General features: G+C 46.5%; 15 protein-coding genes and 7 tRNA genes. 8 read left to right on the top strand and 14 right to left on the bottom strand.

Annotation, left to right across the window (positions count from 1 at the left end; genetic code table 11):
• Positions 1-129 precede the first annotated feature (129 nt).
• The 5 genes from KO531_RS11830 to KO531_RS11810 all read left to right on the top strand — a co-directional run bounded on the left by KO531_RS11830 (position 130) and on the right by KO531_RS11810 (position 3,779).
• A complete protein-coding gene (locus KO531_RS11830; RefSeq protein WP_219251265.1) occupies positions 130-1,635 on the top strand; it encodes a carboxypeptidase M32 in 1,506 nt (501 codons plus the stop codon).
• Positions 1,636-2,078: 443 nt separating this feature from the next.
• On the top strand, positions 2,079-2,576 hold the full coding sequence (locus tag KO531_RS11825) for a GNAT family N-acetyltransferase (RefSeq protein WP_113939489.1): 498 nt from the start codon (positions 2,079-2,081) through the stop codon (positions 2,574-2,576).
• On the top strand, positions 2,573-2,923 hold the full coding sequence (locus KO531_RS11820) for a DMT family protein (RefSeq protein WP_006082592.1): 351 nt from the start codon (positions 2,573-2,575) through the stop codon (positions 2,921-2,923). Before KO531_RS11825 ends, KO531_RS11820 begins: the two co-directional genes overlap by 4 nt.
• A 29-nt stretch (positions 2,924-2,952) precedes the next feature.
• A complete protein-coding gene (locus KO531_RS11815) occupies positions 2,953-3,210 on the top strand; it encodes a DUF2960 domain-containing protein (protein ID WP_006082593.1) in 258 nt (85 codons plus the stop codon).
• 59 nt (positions 3,211-3,269) lie between these two features.
• Positions 3,270-3,779, top strand: a complete 510-nt coding sequence (locus KO531_RS11810; protein WP_028761351.1) for an RDD family protein — start codon at positions 3,270-3,272, stop codon at positions 3,777-3,779.
• Positions 3,780-3,899: 120 nt separating this feature from the next.
• Here the strand turns inward: KO531_RS11810 and lptG are convergent, their stop codons facing one another.
• Both lptG and lptF read right to left on the bottom strand, forming a co-directional pair.
• Positions 3,900-4,958 carry an LPS export ABC transporter permease LptG gene (gene lptG, locus KO531_RS11805; protein WP_105251819.1) on the bottom strand — a complete coding sequence of 353 codons (1,059 nt, stop codon included), beginning with the start codon at positions 4,956-4,958 and terminating at the stop codon, positions 3,900-3,902.
• Positions 4,955-6,067, bottom strand: a complete 1,113-nt coding sequence (lptF, locus tag KO531_RS11800; RefSeq protein WP_113939369.1) for an LPS export ABC transporter permease LptF — start codon at positions 6,065-6,067, stop codon at positions 4,955-4,957. Before lptF ends, lptG begins: the two co-directional genes overlap by 4 nt.
• Before the next feature lie 243 nt (positions 6,068-6,310).
• On the opposite strand from lptF, the gene pepA reads away from it, so the two are divergent.
• The 3 genes from pepA (at position 6,311) to KO531_RS11785 (ending at position 11,561) form a co-directional block, all read left to right on the top strand.
• Positions 6,311-7,819 carry a leucyl aminopeptidase gene (gene pepA / locus KO531_RS11795; RefSeq protein ID WP_006082597.1) on the top strand — a complete coding sequence of 503 codons (1,509 nt, stop codon included), beginning with the start codon at positions 6,311-6,313 and terminating at the stop codon, positions 7,817-7,819.
• A 341-nt stretch (positions 7,820-8,160) separates the two neighbouring features.
• Entirely contained in the window at positions 8,161-8,664 is a 504-nt protein-coding gene (locus tag KO531_RS11790; RefSeq protein WP_219251264.1) for a DNA polymerase III subunit chi, read from the top strand.
• Positions 8,665-8,684: 20 nt separating this feature from the next.
• Positions 8,685-11,561 (top strand): valine--tRNA ligase, encoded by a 2,877-nt coding sequence (locus tag KO531_RS11785; RefSeq protein WP_219251263.1) that lies wholly within the window; start codon positions 8,685-8,687, stop codon positions 11,559-11,561.
• A gap of 590 nt (positions 11,562-12,151) precedes the next feature.
• Here KO531_RS11785 and KO531_RS11780 read toward each other — a convergent pair.
• The 12 genes from KO531_RS11780 to recA form a co-directional block, all read right to left on the bottom strand.
• A tRNA-Arg gene (locus KO531_RS11780) sits at positions 12,152-12,228 on the bottom strand.
• 103 nt (positions 12,229-12,331) lie between these two features.
• Positions 12,332-12,423: transfer RNA gene (locus KO531_RS11775), tRNA-Ser, on the bottom strand.
• Positions 12,424-12,468: 45 nt separating this feature from the next.
• Positions 12,469-12,545, bottom strand: a tRNA-Arg gene (locus KO531_RS11770).
• Positions 12,546-12,594: 49 nt separating this feature from the next.
• Positions 12,595-12,671: transfer RNA gene (locus KO531_RS11765), tRNA-Arg, on the bottom strand.
• Between the two features lie 86 nt (positions 12,672-12,757).
• Positions 12,758-12,834 (bottom strand) — tRNA-Arg (locus KO531_RS11760).
• Positions 12,835-12,878: 44 nt separating this feature from the next.
• Positions 12,879-12,955 (bottom strand) — tRNA-Arg (locus KO531_RS11755).
• Between the two features lie 22 nt (positions 12,956-12,977).
• Positions 12,978-13,069, bottom strand: a tRNA-Ser gene (locus KO531_RS11750).
• 205 nt (positions 13,070-13,274) lie between these two features.
• Complete coding sequence (csrA, locus tag KO531_RS11745) at positions 13,275-13,472, bottom strand: carbon storage regulator CsrA (RefSeq protein ID WP_006082602.1); 198 nt, start codon at positions 13,470-13,472, stop codon at positions 13,275-13,277.
• 118 nt (positions 13,473-13,590) lie between these two features.
• Positions 13,591-14,847, bottom strand: coding sequence for an aspartate kinase (locus tag KO531_RS11740; protein ID WP_006082603.1), 1,257 nt, complete (start codon positions 14,845-14,847; stop codon positions 13,591-13,593).
• A gap of 9 nt (positions 14,848-14,856) precedes the next feature.
• A complete protein-coding gene (alaS, locus tag KO531_RS11735; RefSeq protein ID WP_219251262.1) occupies positions 14,857-17,481 on the bottom strand; it encodes an alanine--tRNA ligase in 2,625 nt (874 codons plus the stop codon).
• 321 nt (positions 17,482-17,802) lie between these two features.
• Complete coding sequence (locus KO531_RS11730) at positions 17,803-18,216, bottom strand: regulatory protein RecX (RefSeq protein WP_028761357.1); 414 nt, start codon at positions 18,214-18,216, stop codon at positions 17,803-17,805.
• A 74-nt stretch (positions 18,217-18,290) separates the two neighbouring features.
• Positions 18,291-19,358, bottom strand: a complete 1,068-nt coding sequence (gene recA / locus KO531_RS11725; protein ID WP_105251812.1) for a recombinase RecA — start codon at positions 19,356-19,358, stop codon at positions 18,291-18,293.
• Positions 19,359-19,384: the final 26 nt, after the last annotated feature.

The raw sequence follows: 19,384 nt of genomic DNA, 5'->3' as shown, positions 1-19,384 counted from the left end.
TAGCGTTAAGGTCAGTCCACAGGATCCTGCATCTTCAGGTTGTTTGAGTATACTGTTGACGTCATTGTATTATCATCCTGTTATTGTTATTTATTCGCGCAGGATTTGATGCGCCAGAAGGGAAATTCCATGGACTCACCCAAGAGCAAAGTACCAACACCAAGTTACGATAAACTGACAGCACATTTTCAAAAAATTTCTCACTTTGAACATTTCAGCGCTCTAGGTGACTGGGATCAAGCAGCCATGATGCCTATGGGCGGTAATAGCGATCGCGGCGATGCAATGGCTGAACTGGCGCGACATATCCACACACTCAAAACCTCAACCATATTAGCTGAACACTTACACGGCGCGACGGACGAATCTCTCACAACGGAACAACAAGCTAACCTGCGGGAAATGCAGTACCAATATCAACAGGCAAATTTAGTGCCCGGCGATCTCGTGCAAGCCAAAACTAAAATGGCCTATCAATGTGAGAATGCGTGGCGTGAACAACGTAAAAATAATGACTGGCAAGGCTTTAAACCAAACCTTAAAGCAGTAATTGCACTTGCTAAGGAAGAAGCGCAGATCCGCGGCGAAGCCCAGAATATTTCCCCCTATGATGCCCTGCTCAATAAATTTGAACCGGGAATGACCTCGGCAAAGCTGGAGCAAACCTTTGGCGGACTGAAAGATTGGCTACCGACACTTATCCAAGAAGTGCTGGCTAAACAGGCAAACGAGCCTAAGTTAACGCTAAATGGTCCCTTCGATGTTAGCGCGCAGCAAGCCCTAGGCCGAGACGTAATGGATTTTCTGGGTTTTGACTTTAACCACGGTAGGCTGGATATCAGCAGCCATCCATTCTGTGGCGGCGTGCCAAGCGATGTACGGATAACGACTCGCTACAATGAGGCTGATTTCAGTAGCGCTATCATGGGTATAGTTCATGAAACAGGCCATGCCAGATATGAGCAAGGTTTACCTAAAGCGTGGCGTGGACAACCTGCGGGACTGGCGCGTTCTATGGGTATCCACGAGAGCCAGAGTCTATTCTGCGAAATGCAACTCGGGGCAAATCCGGCATTTTTACGCCAATTGCAGCCTAAAATTGCGCAACATCTTCATTGTCATTTTAGCGCCCAAGAATTAGCACAGCATTATACCCGCGTAGCGCCCGGACTTATCCGCGTCGATGCAGATGAAGTCACCTATCCTTGCCACATTTTGCTGCGCTTTGAGGCAGAAAAAGCCTTTATCGACGGTAGTTTAACCGTAGAGGATTTGCCTGATTTTTGGTCGACGCAGATGCAACAACTGCTGAGGATTAATACCAATGACAACTACCGAGACGGTTGCATGCAGGATATCCATTGGGCCGTTGGTGAACTAGGGTATTTTCCCAGCTATACCTTAGGCGCCATGTATGCCGCCCAATGCCGTTTCGCCATGGAGCAATCCATAGGACCAATTGAAACCCTGATCGATGCAGGCAAGTTGAACTCGGTATTCCAATGGCTGAGTAAACACATTTGGTCTAAGGGCTCTTTACTCACAACCGATGAACTGATACGCCAAGCAACGGGTGAAACCCTAAATGGTCAATATCTTGAGCGTCACCTGCGCCAACGATATCTGGGCATTTAACCGCTGCTAATGCTTATACCCAAGCTACCTGAAGAGTCGAGTTTCAGAGCGCCTAGGGTGCATCAATTCAAGGCGCATCAATGACTGAATGTCGGCCACCTTTTGAATTGATGCAACACGGAAGTGGAGTGCCCTAGGCGCTCCGTCCCGGCGGGTTTTAACGCACTTTATGCTGTGTTGGTTATTTTTAACTTAGCCCGCTAGGTCTGCAAATAACCGCCTTGCCTAAAGTGCGTTAAATTCCCGCTGAATCCTGTATCTTCAGGTTGTTTGGGTATACAAGCGCTGAAAGCTCAGTTTATACGGGTTTTAAAGCGCTTTATATTGCCGCTGGAGCCTGCATTTTAACGCTGCTTGAGGTTATAATGCCGAGCTTATTTGAATCAGGACTCTTTCCACGGAGTTCCTTCAACAGAACTCTTGAAACAGGATAAATGTCGGCCATGTTACTGCGTGCAATCACCCCAGAGGATTGGGATGCCATTTTAGCGATCCAAGACGAGTGTTACTCACAACTGGATCCTGAGCCACTGCACGTACTGCAAAGTAAATGGCAGGTATCACCTCAGTCCTGTTTTGTGTTCGAAGTGGATAAATCGGTTGTCGGTTATTGCTTGGCCCACCCATGGACCGCCAATATGCCGCCAGCGCTATATCAGCCCATCACCCATTTACCCAAGGCTGATACCTTATACCTACACGATATTGCGATTTCGGCCAAAGCCCAAGGTTTAGGCGCTGGCGCTAAGGCGCTGACCCGCCTAACACTATTGGCTGATCGCTATAATCTCAATTCCTTATCCCTCGTAGCCGTACAAGGTGCCGACAGCTATTGGCTTAAAATGGGTTTTAAACCTAAAGCAATCGATAAATGCCTTGGCAGCTATACTGACGATGCTATGTATATGATTTATAAATTTAATCATAGAGATGAAAAATGAATCCAACCCTAACCACTATCGGTTTACTTTGCTTAAGTAATATTTTTATGACCTTTGCTTGGTACGGGCATTTGAAAACGCTAGGCTCAAAACCTTGGATTATTGCGGCCTTAGTGAGCTGGGGTATCGCCCTATTTGAATACTTGCTGCAAGTGCCCGCTAACCGTATCGGCTACACAGTAATGAATGTCGGCCAGTTAAAAATTTTACAAGAAGTCATCACCTTAAGTTTGTTTGTCCCCTTTGCCTATTTCTATATGAAAGAACCATTGAAGCTCGATTATCTTTGGGCAGGACTGTGCATCTTAGGTGCTGTGTATTTTATTTTTAGAAGTGAATTTAATTAATTTCAGACTTATTTCAGGAGAGCTCCCCCATGGCCCGTCAAGTCACTTATACCTTCAAAGGTAAGACTAAAACTATCGCCTTTAGCTACGACAAACACCATGATTTATATGAAGCTGTGGCCGAAGCCGAAGGCATAGATCTGACCAAATTTTTGGCTATGGAACAACAAGTCGCCATGACATCTCGTAAAGGTGCTAAGGCTGAAAAAGAATTCAGGAAAGTAGAGTTTGCCCGCTTTGGTTTTAGCAATATCCACTTTGTCAGAGATGAAGAACCTGAAGCCTAGGCTAATGTATTAATTGTTTTTTGTATTAGCTGTAAGCACTTCAATAACAGGACACTGTAATGCTCAATACCGAACATGCTAACTTCCCCCGCGCAGGATTCTTCCGCCGCCTAGGCGCTGCAGTTTACGATTCGATGTTAGCCGTGGCCGTCTATATGGTTGCTGGCGCAATGGGCTTTGGGATTTTCTACGGCCTCACTGCTTCAGGACTGGCTGGCATGAATGGCTTTGAGCATGTCTCAGATGCACTCAATGGCACGCCAGTTTATCAGGGAATTTATCAACTCTGGCTTGCCTTGTGTGTCGGCACTTTCTACGCATTATTCTGGAGTAAGGGCGGTCAAACCTTAGGGATGCGCGCTTGGCGGCTTAAAATTCAACATCCTAATGGCCAAAACTTAAGTCTGATCACTGCCTACGCCCGCATCATTTGGTCACTGCTCGGCATTGGCAATTTATGGATTTTAATCAATGATGATAAGCGCGCACTGCAGGATATGATGACTCGCTCAGAAGTGGTCGTGCTGTCTAAAGAAGCCAATCAAATGCGTAACTGGCATGGGGCATAAGTTTATTCTTAAGTAAATCCGAAATACAAAAAACGACGCAAAAGCGTCGTTTTTTATGGGCTATTTTTATGGACTATTCTTAATTGACGGAATCCGGAGGAAGGAGTAATAAGCTGCGTATCATCGCCGGATAAAGTAGAAGGCAACGCCAGTAAACAACAAGCTTGGCGCAACAGCCCCCACATAAGCAGGTAGCTCATACACTATACTCATGGGGCCAAAAATCTCATTACTGATATAAAAGCTAAAACCTGCTACGACCCCAAGTAATACGCGCGCACCCATAGTCACAGTCCGCAGCGGACCAAATACAAACGACAGTGCCACTAACATCATCACTGCGACCGTCACGGGTTGCATCACCTTGCGCCATAAAGCAAGCTCATAACGGCTGGGATCTTGACTGTTAGTTTTAAGGTAATCAAGATAACCGACCAGACCACGTATAGATAACGCCTCGGGTTTAATCGAAACCACACTGAGCTTATCTGGCGTTAAACTCGACTGCCATTGGTCTTCTTCAAGATACTCAAGCACGACTTTCTCATAGCTTAAATCAGTACGTTTAACGTCAAATAAACGCCAGCGATCTTGGGAAAATACCGCTCGGTCTGCGTGAACTACGTTGGTGAGCTTAAGTTCGCTATTGAATTTATAAAGCGTGATATTGCTGAGTTTATTGATGTTTTCAACTTCACCAATATTAACGAACAAATCACCATCCTTTGCCCAAATTCCACGGTGGGACTTAATTAAACTCCCACCAGAGAGTTTAACAGCTTGTAACTCATTCGCTTTTTGCTCAGCAATCGGTGCGCCCCATTCCCCTAAAACCATCACCAATAACATCAAAGGCACAGCAGTTTTCATCGCCGACATAGTGATCTGTAAACGTGACATGCCAGAAGCTTGCATCACCACAAGTTCGGAATTCGATGCCAACATTCCCATACCAATCAAAGCGCCTAGCAAGACGGCCATAGGGAAAAACATTTCAATATCCCGTGGCACTAAAAATAAAACATAGATGCCAGCATCCATCATGCTGTAGGTGCCACGGCCAACTAAACGCAGCTGATCAACCCATTTGATGATGCCCGACAAACCAGTCAACACCAGCAAACAAAGCGCTGAAGTGCTTAACAATATTCTGGCGATATAAAGATCTAATATCTTCATGCTGCCACCTTCTTATTGGCAAACAAGGACGATATACGACTGAAAATAGGCCTATCTTTGCCTAGCAAGAATAACCCCATCAAGAGCGCAGAAACATGGATCCACCACATACCTAAATACAGTGGAATAATCCCATCTTGCAATGCCTTACGTCCCGCGACCATCAGTCCAAAATAGCCAAGATATAAAAGTACTGCTGGGAACATCTTAGCGAACTTACCTTGGCGCACATTCACCCGCGCCAACGGCACAGCAATCAGTGTCATAATTGGAATCGCGAGCGGGATAGCAAGACGCCAGTGGAATTCAGCCGCGGCTTCAGCACCTTCAATTTTAACGAGTTCATCAACGGGCAGTGCAGATAACTTACGGCGACGCTCATCAACTTGCTGCTCTTTAATTTGCATTTTATAACCACCAAATTCGATCATTTGGTAGTCCTTTGCCTTCGGGCTGCCTTGATAACGCACGCCGTCATTCAAGTTCAATTGTTGAGCACCTGAACTATCTTCCTGTACTCGTCCACCTTTCGCCACCACGACATTGGTCACGCCAGTTTCATCATCAGGATCTGGCAACTGGGCTACAAACACTTTATCTAACTCGTTATCTTTACCAATACGCTCAACAAATAATACCGCGCGACCATTGGGACTCGCCTGAAAACGCCCTTGGATTAAGGCAGCAAGACCCGCTTCGGACTGGGCTTTTTCGAGCACTTGGTTTTGCTGTTCTTCTGCCCAAGGGGCTACATAAAGGGATAAATAGCCAGTAAACAGCATATTGATCACGGCGAGGATCAGCGTCACGCGGGTGACATACCACTCACTGACCCCAACACCGTGGAGAATGACCATTTCATTTTCGGAATACATACGGCCGTGGGCCAGTAAAATACCCAAGAACAAACTTAACGGCAGCACTAAGATCACCAGATAAGGCAAGTTAAGCCCAATCAGAGTCATGATTAAAGAGGCGGGAAAATCGCCGTCGGAGGCATCGGCCAGTATACGCACGAAATGCTGGCTAATAAAAATAGTTAACAGCACTAAAAGTACCGCAATTTGTGCCTTTAAAACTTCTCGAATAAGGTATTTAAATACAATCACAGGCAGGATCCGGTCTCTAAACTTATCTTTTTGCTGGTAACAGACTAACTTTCATGTAAACTGTTTACTTTTGATAGTTTTCTGACCAGCTTCAGGGGTTCTAGGTAAACTTAACGTCACGAAATGCGTGACTCAAGCGCCGAGAATAAATCACCTTTGGAGTAATAACTTAGGCCCTTTTCGGGACAAGCAGACATTATCCAATAAATATAAAAATTTGTCTTTAAGAATCTAGGAGTGCTCATGGAGTTTAGCGTAAAGAGCGGTAGCCCCGAAAAACAACGCTCAGCCTGTATCGTGGTCGGTGTTTATGAACCCCGTCGTCTGTCGGGTATCGCGGAGCAATTAGATAAAATTAGCGAAGGTTATATCAGTAACCTACTGCGTCGCGGCGATCTGGAAGGTAAACCTGGCCAGATGTTATTGCTGCACCATGTTCCTAACGTATTGAGTGAACGTGTATTATTAGTGGGTTGTGGCAAAGAACGAGAACTAGACGAACGCCAATACAAACAAATCATCACTAAAACAATCAACACCCTTAACGAAACGGGTTCAATGGAAGCGGTTTGCTTCTTAACTGAACTGCACGTGAAAGGACGCGATACGTATTGGAAAGTACGTCAAGCGGTTGAAACCACTAATAGCAGTCTTTATAGCTTTGATGCCCTGAAGACCCGCAAAGGTGAAACTCGCCGTCCACTGCGTAAATTAGTGTTCAATGTCCCGACTCGCCGTGAATTAACCTTAGGTGAGCGCGCCATCGAGCATGGTATGGCAGTATCTGCTGGCATGCATTTATGTCGCGATGTAGCCAACATGCCACCGAACATCTGTAATCCAGCCTATTTAGCTTCACAAGCTCGCCAAATGGCTGAAATACACGACACTCTGCATGTCACCACTATTGGTGAAGAGCAAATGGCCAAACTGGGCATGAACTCATACCTTGCAGTCGGTCGCGCCAGTGCCAACGAATCCATCATGACTGTGATGGAATACAAAGGCGCTGTCGATAGCACAGAAAAACCAATCGTATTAGTCGGTAAAGGGTTAACCTTCGACTCGGGTGGCATTTCATTGAAGCCTGGCGAAGCCATGGACGAAATGAAGTACGACATGGGTGGCGCAGCGGGTGTTATCGGCACAATGAAAGCCATCTGTGATATGAAGTTACCTATCAACGTTGTGGGTATTCTGGCTGGCTGTGAAAACATGCCATCGGGTAATGCTTACCGTCCAGGTGATATTCTGACCACTATGTCAGGTCAAACCGTTGAAGTGTTAAATACCGATGCGGAAGGCCGTCTAGTCCTATGTGACGTATTAACCTATGTTGAGCGTTTCGATCCTGAATTAGTTATCGATACTGCAACCCTGACTGGCGCGTGTGTGATTGCCCTTGGTAAACACGCATCGGGTCTGTTCTCATCGCATAACCCTCTGGCACACGAGCTATTAAGTGCCGGAGAGCAAAGTGGTGACCGCGCATGGCGCATGCCATTGTGGGATGAGTATCAAGATATGCTCGACAGCCCATTTGCTGACATGACCAACTTAGGTGGCCGTCCTGCTGGAGCTATCACAGCAGCATGTTTCCTTTCGCGCTTTGCTAAAAAGTACAACTGGGCTCACTTAGACGTTGCGGGTACAGCTTGGAATAGCGGTGCTAACAAAGGTTCTACGGGCCGTCCAGTGCCACTATTGACTCAGTTCCTGATCAATCGTGCTGGCGTTGAACTCGGCGAATAACCGACTATCCGGCCTTAGTGTGTTAAAGGCTCGATAAATGAAAGGTGAAGATGAAAATCTTCGCCTTTTTTATTTTCTTAATTTAATCAGAAAATCGATTTCCTGAATAAGAACTTGAGTAAAAAACTGAACAACTAATGGTTTTAGAATAATTTTTCAAAGAGTTATAACTCAACCCTCCTCATCTCCAACGGTTTGAAAGCATCCCATTAAGTCCCGCCAGACAGTGATAGATAAAACCTCACCGTAAGGTTTGCCCTAAGCATTAACCCATACTGACTTTTAGTGTAAACTGCTGCTTTCGTTCGCCACTAAAACAAGTGAAGCAAGGCATTGAAATCATGACTCAAGTGCTGTTTTATCTTATGCCGCCAATGGCATCGCCTGCCAAAGCCAAGGCTGATTCACCTGTTGCAACCGCGAATGCGAACCCTGCACTTTGCGAGATCTATCTTCTGGCATGCAAACTGGCGCAGCAGGCTTTTGTGAAGCAACAATGGGTCTATATCCATTGCCAAGATAAACAGCAAGCCCATGCAATTGATGAACTTTTATGGCAGTTTGAGCCAAGTGCCTTTGTACCTCATAACCTCAAAGGTGAAGGCCCGATGACGGGATCGCCGGTAGAAATTGGTTTTGATCGCCTCGGCGCCAACAAAAGTCGCCAAGTTCTGATTAATCTTGCAGACCAAGCGCCCCCATTTGCGGTAAACTTTGGCCACATTATCGATTTTGTTGCCAATGACGATCAGCATAAAGCGGTCGCTCGCGAACGTTATCGACAGTATCGCGGCTTAGGGGTCAATTTACAGACCCAAGACTTAGCAACACATCCACTTAATTAGTTTGAGACAGACACGTTCCCATGGAAAAAACATACGATCCGCAGTCCATCGAGCAAACGCTTTACCAAAATTGGGAAGAGCAAGGTTACTTCAAGCCACACGGCGATGAATCCCAAGGCAATTATTGCATCATGATCCCGCCACCAAACGTGACGGGCAGCTTGCACATGGGCCACGCCTTCCAAGACACCATTATGGATACTTTGACCCGTTACCAACGAATGAAAGGCAAAAATACCCTATGGCAAGTCGGTACTGACCATGCGGGTATCGCCACCCAAATGTTGGTTGAGCGTAAGCTTGAAGCCGAAGAAGGCAAAAATCGTCATGACCTAGGTCGCGATGCCTTTATGGATAAAGTGTGGGAATGGAAAGCGCAATCGGGCGGCACTATCACTAAGCAGCTACGTCGTATGGGCGCTTCTGTAGATTGGGACCGCGAGCGTTTCACTATGGACGAAGGCTTGTCCAAGGCCGTGCAAGAAGTGTTTGTGCGTCTGTACGAAGACGAATTGATTTATCGCGGCAAGCGTTTGGTCAACTGGGACCCAAAGCTGCACACGGCTATCTCTGATTTAGAAGTGGAAAGCAAAGAAAAACAGGGCCACATGTGGCACCTGCGTTATCCACTGGCCGACGGTGAACTGACGGCCGATGGTAAAGACTATTTAGAAGTCGCTACCACGCGTCCAGAAACCATGCTCGGCGACAGTGCGGTTGCAGTGCATCCCGATGATGAACGCTATCAAGCGCTGGTCGGTAAGTTTATTCTGTTGCCGATTGTTAACCGCCGCATTCCTATCGTGGCCGACGATTACGTCGACATGGCCTTTGGTACAGGTTGCGTGAAGATCACCCCGGCCCATGACTTTAACGACTATGAAGTCGGTAAACGTCACAACCTACCCATGTTCAACGTGCTGACCTTAGATGCCGCCATTCGTGCAAGCGCCGAAGTGGTGAACTCTGACGGTACCTTTAACAAAACGCTCGATGGCAGCCTGCCTGAACGCTTTGCCGGACTTGATCGTTTTAAAGCCCGCGATGCTATCGTCGCTGAATTTGACACTTTAGGGCTGCTCGAAAAAATCGCGCCTCACGCCTTGAAAGTGCCTTACGGTGATCGCTCCGGTGTGGTTATCGAGCCTATGCTGACCGACCAATGGTATGTAGCTGTTGCGCCAATGGCGAAAACCGCTATCGAAGCCGTTGAAAATGGCAGCATTAAATTTGTACCACAGCAATATGAGAACATGTACTTCTCGTGGATGCGCGACATTCAAGACTGGTGTATTTCGCGTCAATTGTGGTGGGGTCACCGCATCCCAGCTTGGTACGACGAAAACGGCAAAGTCTATGTCGGCCGCAACGAAGCCGAGGTACGTGCTAAGCACAATATCGCCGACTCAATGACATTACGCCAAGACGAAGACGTACTGGACACTTGGTTCAGCTCAGCCCTGTGGACTTTCTCTACACTAGGTTGGCCTGACAATTTAGAAGATTTAAAAACCTTCCACCCAACCGACGTGTTGGTGACAGGTTTTGACATCATCTTCTTCTGGGTTGCCCGTATGATCATGATGACCATGCACTTCATCAAAGATGAAGACGGCAAGCCACAAGTCCCGTTCAAAACCGTGTACGTAACCGGTCTTATCCGCGATGAAGCGGGTAACAAGATGTCAAAATCTAAGGGCAACGTACTCGATCCATTAGACATGATCGACGGTATCGGACTTGAAGATTTAGTTGAAAAACGTACCGGCAACATGATGCAGCCACAACTGGCCGCCAAGATTGAAAAGAGCACTCGCAAAGAGTTTGCCGACGGTATCGAAGCCCACGGCACAGATGCACTGCGCTTTACGCTTGCGGCAATGGCATCAACGGGTCGTGACATCAACTGGGACATGAAGCGCTTAGACGGTTACCGTAGCTTCTGTAACAAGTTATGGAACGCCTCACGCTACGTGCTGATGAACACAGAAGATCAAGATTGCGGCCCAGGCTCACCAGAGCACAAAGGCGGCGAGATGGAACTGTCGTTGGCCGATCGCTGGATTATTGGCTTGTTCAATCAAACCGTTAAGACCTTTGACGATCACATGACAGCCTACCGTTTCGACTTAGCGGCCAATACCCTGTATGAGTTCACTTGGAACCAGTTCTGTGACTGGTACTTAGAGTTAACCAAACCGGTATTGCAAAACGGCAGTGAAACGCAAATGCGCGGCACCCGTCACACCTTAGTGACAGTGCTCGAAGCGATGCAACGCCTGATGCACCCTATGATGCCGTATATCACTGAAACCATTTGGCAGCGCGTTAAACCGTTAGCCGGTGTCGCTGGTGATACCATTATGCTGGCACCGTTCCCAACATTTGATGCCGCTAAAGTCGATAGCGCAGCAATGGCCGATTTAGAATGGGTTAAGCAAGTAATCGTCGCGGTGCGTAACATTCGTGCCGAACTGAACATTGCCCCATCTAAACCGCTAAATGCCCTACTTCGTGGTGTTAGCGCGCAGGATAAAGCCCGTGTAGAAGCAAACCAAACCTTCTTCACTACGCTTGCCCGCTTAGAAAGCATGACCATTTTAGCCGATGGCGAAACTGCGCCTATGTCGACCACAGGTTTGATTGGCGAAATGGAGCTACTGATCCCTATGGCAGGCTTAATTGATGTCGCCGCCGAAATGGCCCGTATCGACAAACAGCTTGAAAAGCTCGGCCAAGAGATCGCGCGCATCGAAGGCAAATTATCGAACCAAGGTTTTGTGGCAAAAGCTCCAGCCGAGGTTATCGACAAAGAGCGCGCCAAGATGGCCGATCTCAAGCGAGATATGGACAAACTCAATGAACAAAAATCTGAGTTCGCTAAGTTAGAAGCTTAAGCTTCTCATTTACTCTGATTCACTTGTTATGATTGGTTCTAACTGAATGAAGGGCAGCCACTTGGCTGCCCTTCTTGTATCTATATCACTGCAATCTATGAGCAATTATGAGCCTTAATCTACGCTCTTGGGCCAGATGCCGCATTGAACCCGAGTCAATTCTAAACACTGCCATTTAACCTACGGCACAGTATTGAAACCACCTCACCATTCATCCTCATCATTCCCCGTGATCTATCGCTCATGAGCTCACACGTAGCCCATCGCTGCCTACATGAGTAAACTGCACACATGTAGGCTAAAGAACAGCTAATACCTCTAGAGACAGCGCTGAGAGACTGATATGGGTATCCAATGTCGTCATAGACTCTCAACACAGGCAAAAGCAGATTCTTCAGTGAGTTGAACCTAAGAAAGAGAAGTGTTTAAAGCGAAATGGCTAAAGATAGCGACACCGAAGATACTAAGGTAAGGCAAAAGATGATGATGCAAAGTTAAGGTTAAACCTAAGCGGGTAAAAATATAATGAGTTAAACCATACAGATTAAAAAATAAAAAAGCCCTGCAATTGCTTGCAGGGCTTATCTATATGGTGCGCGTGGAAGGAGTCGAACCTCCGACCGCCTGGTTCGTAGCCAGGTACTCTATCCAGCTGAGCTACACGCGCAAACTCGTTTTTGTACTTCTAATAGATCCAATCATGATTGAGTCTAGGATAAGCACTTTTATCTCGCAAATTTATTCTATTCCCCTCGACTAAGAGAATAGAATGGCGGAGAAGGAGGGATTCGAACCCTCGATGGGAGTTAAAGCCCATACTCCCTTAGCAGGGGAGCGCCTTCGGCCACTCGGCCACCTCTCCGCGTTTAACGCTTTAAATCAACAAGACGTATCTCGTTAACTATATTGGTGCGCGTGGAAGGAGTCGAACCTCCGACCGCCTGGTTCGTAGCCAGGTACTCTATCCAGCTGAGCTACACGCGCATGTTAAACGGTAAAACATTAATACGATTTAAATCATATTAATTTAAATTGGTGCGCGTGGAAGGAGTCGAACCTCCGACCGCCTGGTTCGTAGCCAGGTACTCTATCCAGCTGAGCTACACGCGCATTTTAACTCTTTGCTATAAGCAATTATCTACAAAATTTCTTATGAAATTCAAAACTGATGAGTTAAAGATTAACTAATGCAGAGATGGTGCGCGTGGAAGGAGTCGAACCTCCGACCGCCTGGTTCGTAGCCAGGTACTCTATCCAGCTGAGCTACACGCGCGACTTGTATCTAAATTTACTTTTACATCAAACACTAATAAAAAATGGTGCGCGTGGAAGGAGTCGAACCTCCGACCGCCTGGTTCGTAGCCAGGTACTCTATCCAGCTGAGCTACACGCGCACTGTTTTCTATCTTTAAGAAATGGCGGAGAAGGAGGGATTCGAACCCTCGATGGGAGTTAAAGCCCATACTCCCTTAGCAGGGGAGCGCCTTCGGCCACTCGGCCACCTCTCCGTTTTCTTGGCGCACATATTACTGTTTGACGAAAATAAGTCAAACCCTTTTTCCGAAACAGATTCCATTTGAACTGTTTTTAATCACATTGCTGTTATATCAAGCCAATGTATTGATTTACGCCAATCTTTCGGTCTAAAAAATAAAAAAGCCAGTTAAAAAACTGACTCTTCTGTTGCCGTAGTACGCTTGCCAAAACAAGGTACTAAAAGTTACCACCTTCCGATGGTGTACCTGATTTTTCAGATTGAATGCGTTGGTAGATTTCTTCGCGATGAACAGAAACCTCTTTTGGTGCATTCACACCAATACGCACTTGATTGCCTTTTACCCCTAGCACTGTAACTGTGACTTCATCACCAATCATCAGTGTTTCGCCAACACGACGAGTCAAAATCAGCATTCGATAGCTCCTTTATTTCTTAATTCAGCTTACACACGGCACTCATCCGGTAGATGGGCTTATTATAAGGTCAGCTTAGTACAAATTAATAGTATTCAATACTCAAACGGTTATTTAATTACACCTTATTTAGCTCGAAAGCGTGATGTAACGCCCGAACCGCCTTGTGTAAGTCCCTTTCATCGATAACGGTTGATAATTTACTCTCTGACGTCGTGAGTAACTTAGCATGAATAGTTTCATTACCCAAGACTTCTAACATCTTAGTCAATAATCCCATTTTTGCCTGTAAACCTTTGCCAACTAAAGATACTTTTGCACGTTGACGTTCGATAATCAATGGCCCGAGAGCAAGGCTTTCACTTAAGCCTTCGAGCTCATTAAGCAGAGTATCAACCTTAGCTTCTGCGAGCATAAAACTGACGCGACCCGAAGGATCATCCTCATGGATCCTCAATGGAGAAATAAATTCCACGTCGATTTCCAATCGAGTTAAACAGCCTAACAACGCTTGATAGCGTTCACTGGTGGTAAACAGCCCTTCAATCGTCAGCGTTGCCAGCGCCTTATTAATCGCGATACCTTGCACTAACGAGGCAATCGTTAATTCCGACTCGTCGCCAAATTGAATTAACGTCCCCTGCCCAGCTTCAAAGCTCGACAATACTCGCAGCGGTACGCGAAAACGCTCGGCGTATTCAACAGAATCGGGATGCAATACTTTAGCGCCGAGTTTTGCCATTTCGAGCATCACATCAAACCCAATCACATCGAGGCGACGTGCACTGCTATCAATATTAGGATCTGTGGTAAATACCCCTGCCACATCGGTAAAAATCTGGCATTCATCGGCTTCTAACGCTGCCGCTAAGGCTACTGCTGTGGTATCTGAACCACCGCGTCCTAAGGTGGTCACTTCGCCTTGAGGATCGATGCCCTGAAACCCTGCAACGATCGGCACAACACCATCGGCAAGCAAAGACTGCAAATATTCAGTATCCACTCGCTCGATACTGGCGCGGCCAAATTGACTATTTGTATGAATTTGCACTTGATCGCCCGTAAGGGATTTCGCTTTTATGCCGCGACGTTGTAGCGCCATCGACATCAAAGCAATACTCACTTGCTCACCCGTCGAGACTAGCATGTCTAACTCGCGCGCCGAGGCGCGCGGATTAATTTGTGCTGCAAGTGCAAACAGGCGATTCGTCTCACCCGCCATCGCGGATAAAACTAAGACTTGCTGCTCACCATTGTGAGCTGACTTTGTAATCTGCTCAGCGACCGCTTCGATACGTTCAATAGAACCCACCGAAGTGCCGCCGAACTTTTTCACAAAAAGCTTGCTACCACTAAGCTTTCGTTTTTGGGGCACAGCAACCTCTTAAGCTAGACGCTCAGTAATCCAAGGTAATACTTGAGCCAATGCCGCATCCAGATTTTCTGGCTGGCTACCGCCCGCTTGAGCCATATCAGGACGACCACCGCCTTTACCGCCCACTTGTGCAGCGACCATAGCGACTAGCTCACCCGCTTTGACTTTACCGATCAGATCGTTACTCACACCCGCGATCAGGTTAACTTTCCCTTCCTGCGCTGTACCAAGAACGATAATGGCCGATTTCAATTTCTGTTTTAATTCATCTTGCAAGCCACGTAGTGAACTTGCCTCAACGCCGTCTAATTTTTTGATCAGTACGTTAACGCCATTAACTACAACGGCATCGCCCACTAAATCAGCACTTGCTGCGGCCGCTAACTTATCTTTCAGCTGCGCCATTTCTTTTTCGAGTTGCTTCATCTTATCGAGCTGCGCTTTTAACTTAGCCACCACTGAGTTGGCATCGCCTTTCAATAAGGCTGCAGCTTCTTCCAGTTCAGCTTGTTGCTGCGCCACATAAGCCATAGCTGCAGCACCAGTCACGGCTTCGATTCGACGTACACCCGCAGCAATACCCGCTTCTGAGGTGATCTTAAATAAGCCGATATCGCCAGTGCGACCCACATGGGTACCACCACACAATTCAATAGAGAAATCGCCCATAGTCACAACACGCACTTGTGAATCATATTTCTCACCAAAGAGTGCCATAGCGCCTTTCTCTTTAGCTTCATCTATGCCCATTTCAGCGGTTTTAAGTTCATGGTTACGACGAATTTGAGTGTTAACTAATTCTTCAACTTCTTTTAATTCAGCAGCTTTTACGCCTTCGAAATGGGAGAAGTCAAAACGTAAACGCTCGGGATCAACCAAAGAACCTTTTTGCGAGACATGAGTACCGAGCACTTGACGCAGTGCGGCATGCAGTAAATGCGTAACAGAATGGTTTAACTGTGTACGGTGACGCAGTTTTTTGTCCACTTTCGCTTCAATAACTTGGCCAACGCTCAAGCTACCTGTAGCCAAAACACCTTGATGGCCCGTTGCTTGACCATACTTTTGCGTATCGTTTACCGTAAACTCAATACCGTTCGCAACCAATTGGCCTTTATCGCCTACTTGACCGCCAGATTCCGCGTAGAAAGGGGTTACATCGAGCACGACAACGGCTTCATCACCCGCTTTGATCGCCGTCACTGACTCACCATTTTGATAAATCGCGGTGACCTTAGCTTGACCCGCTAATTCGGTGTAACCACTGAATGCAGTTTCAGCATCAATTTTCAGCGCAGCATTATAATCTGCACCAAAGTTACCGGCAGCTTGTGCGCGGCTACGTTGCTCAGCCATGGCGACTTCGAAACCTGCTTCATCGACAATGATGTTGCGCTCGCGACATACGTCAGCGGTCAAATCCATTGGGAAGCCATAGGTGTCATACAGCTTAAATACAGTTTCGCCGTCTAAGGTGTCACCTTTCAACTCGTTTAAGGCCGTATCTAAAATACCTAAACCACGTTCAAGCGTACGGGCAAATTGCTCTTCTTCCGCTTTCAGTGCCTTTTCAACAATCGCTTGAGTCTCAGCTAACCCTTTTGCTGCATCGCCCATCACCGCAACCAATGACGGAACCAGCTTGTAGAAGAAAGCTTCGGTCGCACCTAACTTGTTACCATGGCGAACAGCGCGACGAATAATACGGCGCAGCACATAACCACGGCCTTCGTTCGACGGCATAACGCCATCGGCAATTAAAAATGCACATGAACGGATATGATCGGCAATGACTCGCAGCGACTTTTCGGATAAGTCACTAACACCAATGACCTCTGCGGCTTTAGCAATCAAAGTACGGAAAATATCGATTTCGTAGTTAGAATGTACGCCCTGCATAATCGCAGCAATACGCTCAATCCCCATGCCTGTATCAACTGAGGGCTTAGGCAAAGGTAACATTTCCCCCGATGCTTGACGGTTGTACTGCATGAAAACGATGTTCCAGATTTCGATGAAACGATCACCATCTTCTTCAGGACTGCCAGGACGTCCGCCCCAAATATGATCACCATGATCATAAAAAATCTCAGTACATGGACCACAAGGACCGGTATCACCCATTTGCCAGAAGTTATCTGACGCAAAGGCAGCACCTTTATTGTCACCGATACGTATGATGTTCTCGGCAGCGACACCAATTTTTTTATTCCAGATTTCAAAGGCTTCATCATCTGTCTGATAAATAGTGACGCACAGACGTTCCTTCGGCAGCTTTAACGTTTCAGTTAAAAAAGTCCAGCCCAAACGAATCGCTTCTTCTTTGAAATAATCTCCAAAACTGAAGTTACCTAGCATTTCGAAAAAGGTGTGATGACGTGCTGTGTAGCCAACGTTATCCAAATCGTTATGTTTACCACCGGCGCGTACACAACGTTGAGCAGTGGTCGCACGCGTATAATTGCGTTTGTCCATGCCAAGAAACACGTCCTTGAACTGGTTCATGCCTGCATTGGTAAATAAAAGTGTGGGATCGTTGCCTGGCACTAATGAACTACTGTCCACAACTTGATGACCATTGCTGCGGAAAAATTCGAGGAAAGCGCTTCTGAGCTCTGCTGTAGTTTGATACATGAAATCATCCTGAATTGGGTAAGCATTACCAGCTACGCCTTAGGCTAGCCGTATTTCTATTTGCCCAGCATTATAAGCAGACTAAGGAAGGACGACCAGTCTTGATTGGTGATATACACATCAGGAATTTAATATTTTAGCGTGAATCGCCCACACCTGAGTCACTAGAAGCAAAACGACAGGATAAAGCACAAATAAAGACGGCGTAAGTTTATCGCGGAATGGACAATATTTAAGCAAGCTTGAGTCTAATGTGAAGTACGAAATGGACAAGACTCATTGATGATATTTAGATGAGCTTTTACAGTATTAGCTTCAAATTTAATAATCTTCATCGAGATCATTGGGATCTGAATCTAGTGCGTAAGTGATTTGATCGTAGCTAAAGCCTTGGCCCATTAAAAAACGCACTCGTTTGGCCTTTTCCTTTGCGATGAGATCCCGAGCTTTAGAGCCCTTCACTTCTGTCACACGGGGAATGCCGTATTTTTTGGTGGCTTTATCTTTTGCTAGCTCAAACCAGTCACAATCACAATTAACCAAAGCGGCTTCAATACAGTCTTTAGATAAGCCTTTCTGTGCGATTGCTTGGCGGATGCGTATTGCACCGTGGCCTCGACTGATGTGGCTTCGCACCAACAGTTCGGCATAACGAGCATCATTAATAAAACCGGAGGATTCGCAAGCATCGAGTACAGGTTCGATATCGTTAAGTTCGAAACCTTTTTCGAGCAATTTATCGCGGATTTGTAAACGGGAATAATCGCGGCGCGCTAACAGCGCGACCGCAATTTGATGGGCTGACTGACTCAGAATACTTCGCCTGTCTCTAAATCAATATTGTCCTCAGTACTATCATCAGCTTTGGCAGCCAAGGCACTCGGATTACTCAAAAGCAACTCACGTAGCGTCTTGTCAATTTCAGCCGCAATAGCTGGGTTTTCAGTCAGATATTTGCCAGCATTAGCACGACCTTGGCCGATTTTATCACCTTTATAGCTGTACCAAGCACCCGCTTTTTCAATCAACTTATGGGCTACGCCTAAGTCAACTAACTCACCAGTACGGTTAATACCTTGGCCATAAAGGATTTGGAACTCAGCCTGCTTAAACGGCGCTGCAACCTTGTTTTTCACCACTTTAACGCGAGTTTCGTTACCGACCACTTCATCGCCGTCTTTAATGGCACCAGTGCGGCGAATGTCTAAACGAACAGAAGCATAAAACTTCAGCGCGTTACCACCGGTTGTAGTTTCTGGGTTACCGAACATCACACCAATCTTCATCCGGATTTGGTTGATGAAGATAAGTAAGGTGTTAGATTGCTTTAAGTTACCCGCAAGTTTACGCATGGCTTGGCTCATCATACGCGCCGCTAGGCCCATGTGAGAATCACCAATTTCGCCTTCGATTTCAGCTTTAGGCGTTAATGCCGCCACTGAGTCGACTACGATAACGTCAACAGCGCCTGAACGAGTTAAAGCATCACAAATCTCAAGCGCTTGCTCGCCAGTATCCGGTTGCGAACACAGCAGGTTATCAATATCTACGCCCAATTTTTTAGCATAAATAGGGTCTAACGCATGCTCTGCATCGATAAAGGCACAGGTTTTGCCTTCACGTTGCGCTGCGGCAATCACTTCTAAAGTCAGTGTTGTTTTACCTGATGATTCAGGACCATAGATCTCAACTATACGACCCATTGGCAAACCGCCAGCACCTAAAGCAACGTCCAGAGACAGAGAACCGGTAGAAATGGTCTCAACATCCATAGAGCGATCTTCGCCCAGCTTCATGATGGAGCCTTTACCAAATTGTTTCTCAATTTGGATCAATACCGCAGCAAGTGCTTTCTCTTTATTTGGATCGACCTTCATTCCTGTTCCCTCATCAAGACAAGCAT

The organism is Shewanella sp. NKUCC06_TVS (assembly GCF_019345515.1).
Taxonomy (GTDB): domain Bacteria; phylum Pseudomonadota; class Gammaproteobacteria; order Enterobacterales; family Shewanellaceae; genus Shewanella; species Shewanella oncorhynchi.
This window is presented reverse-complemented; position numbering and strand designations above follow the sequence as displayed.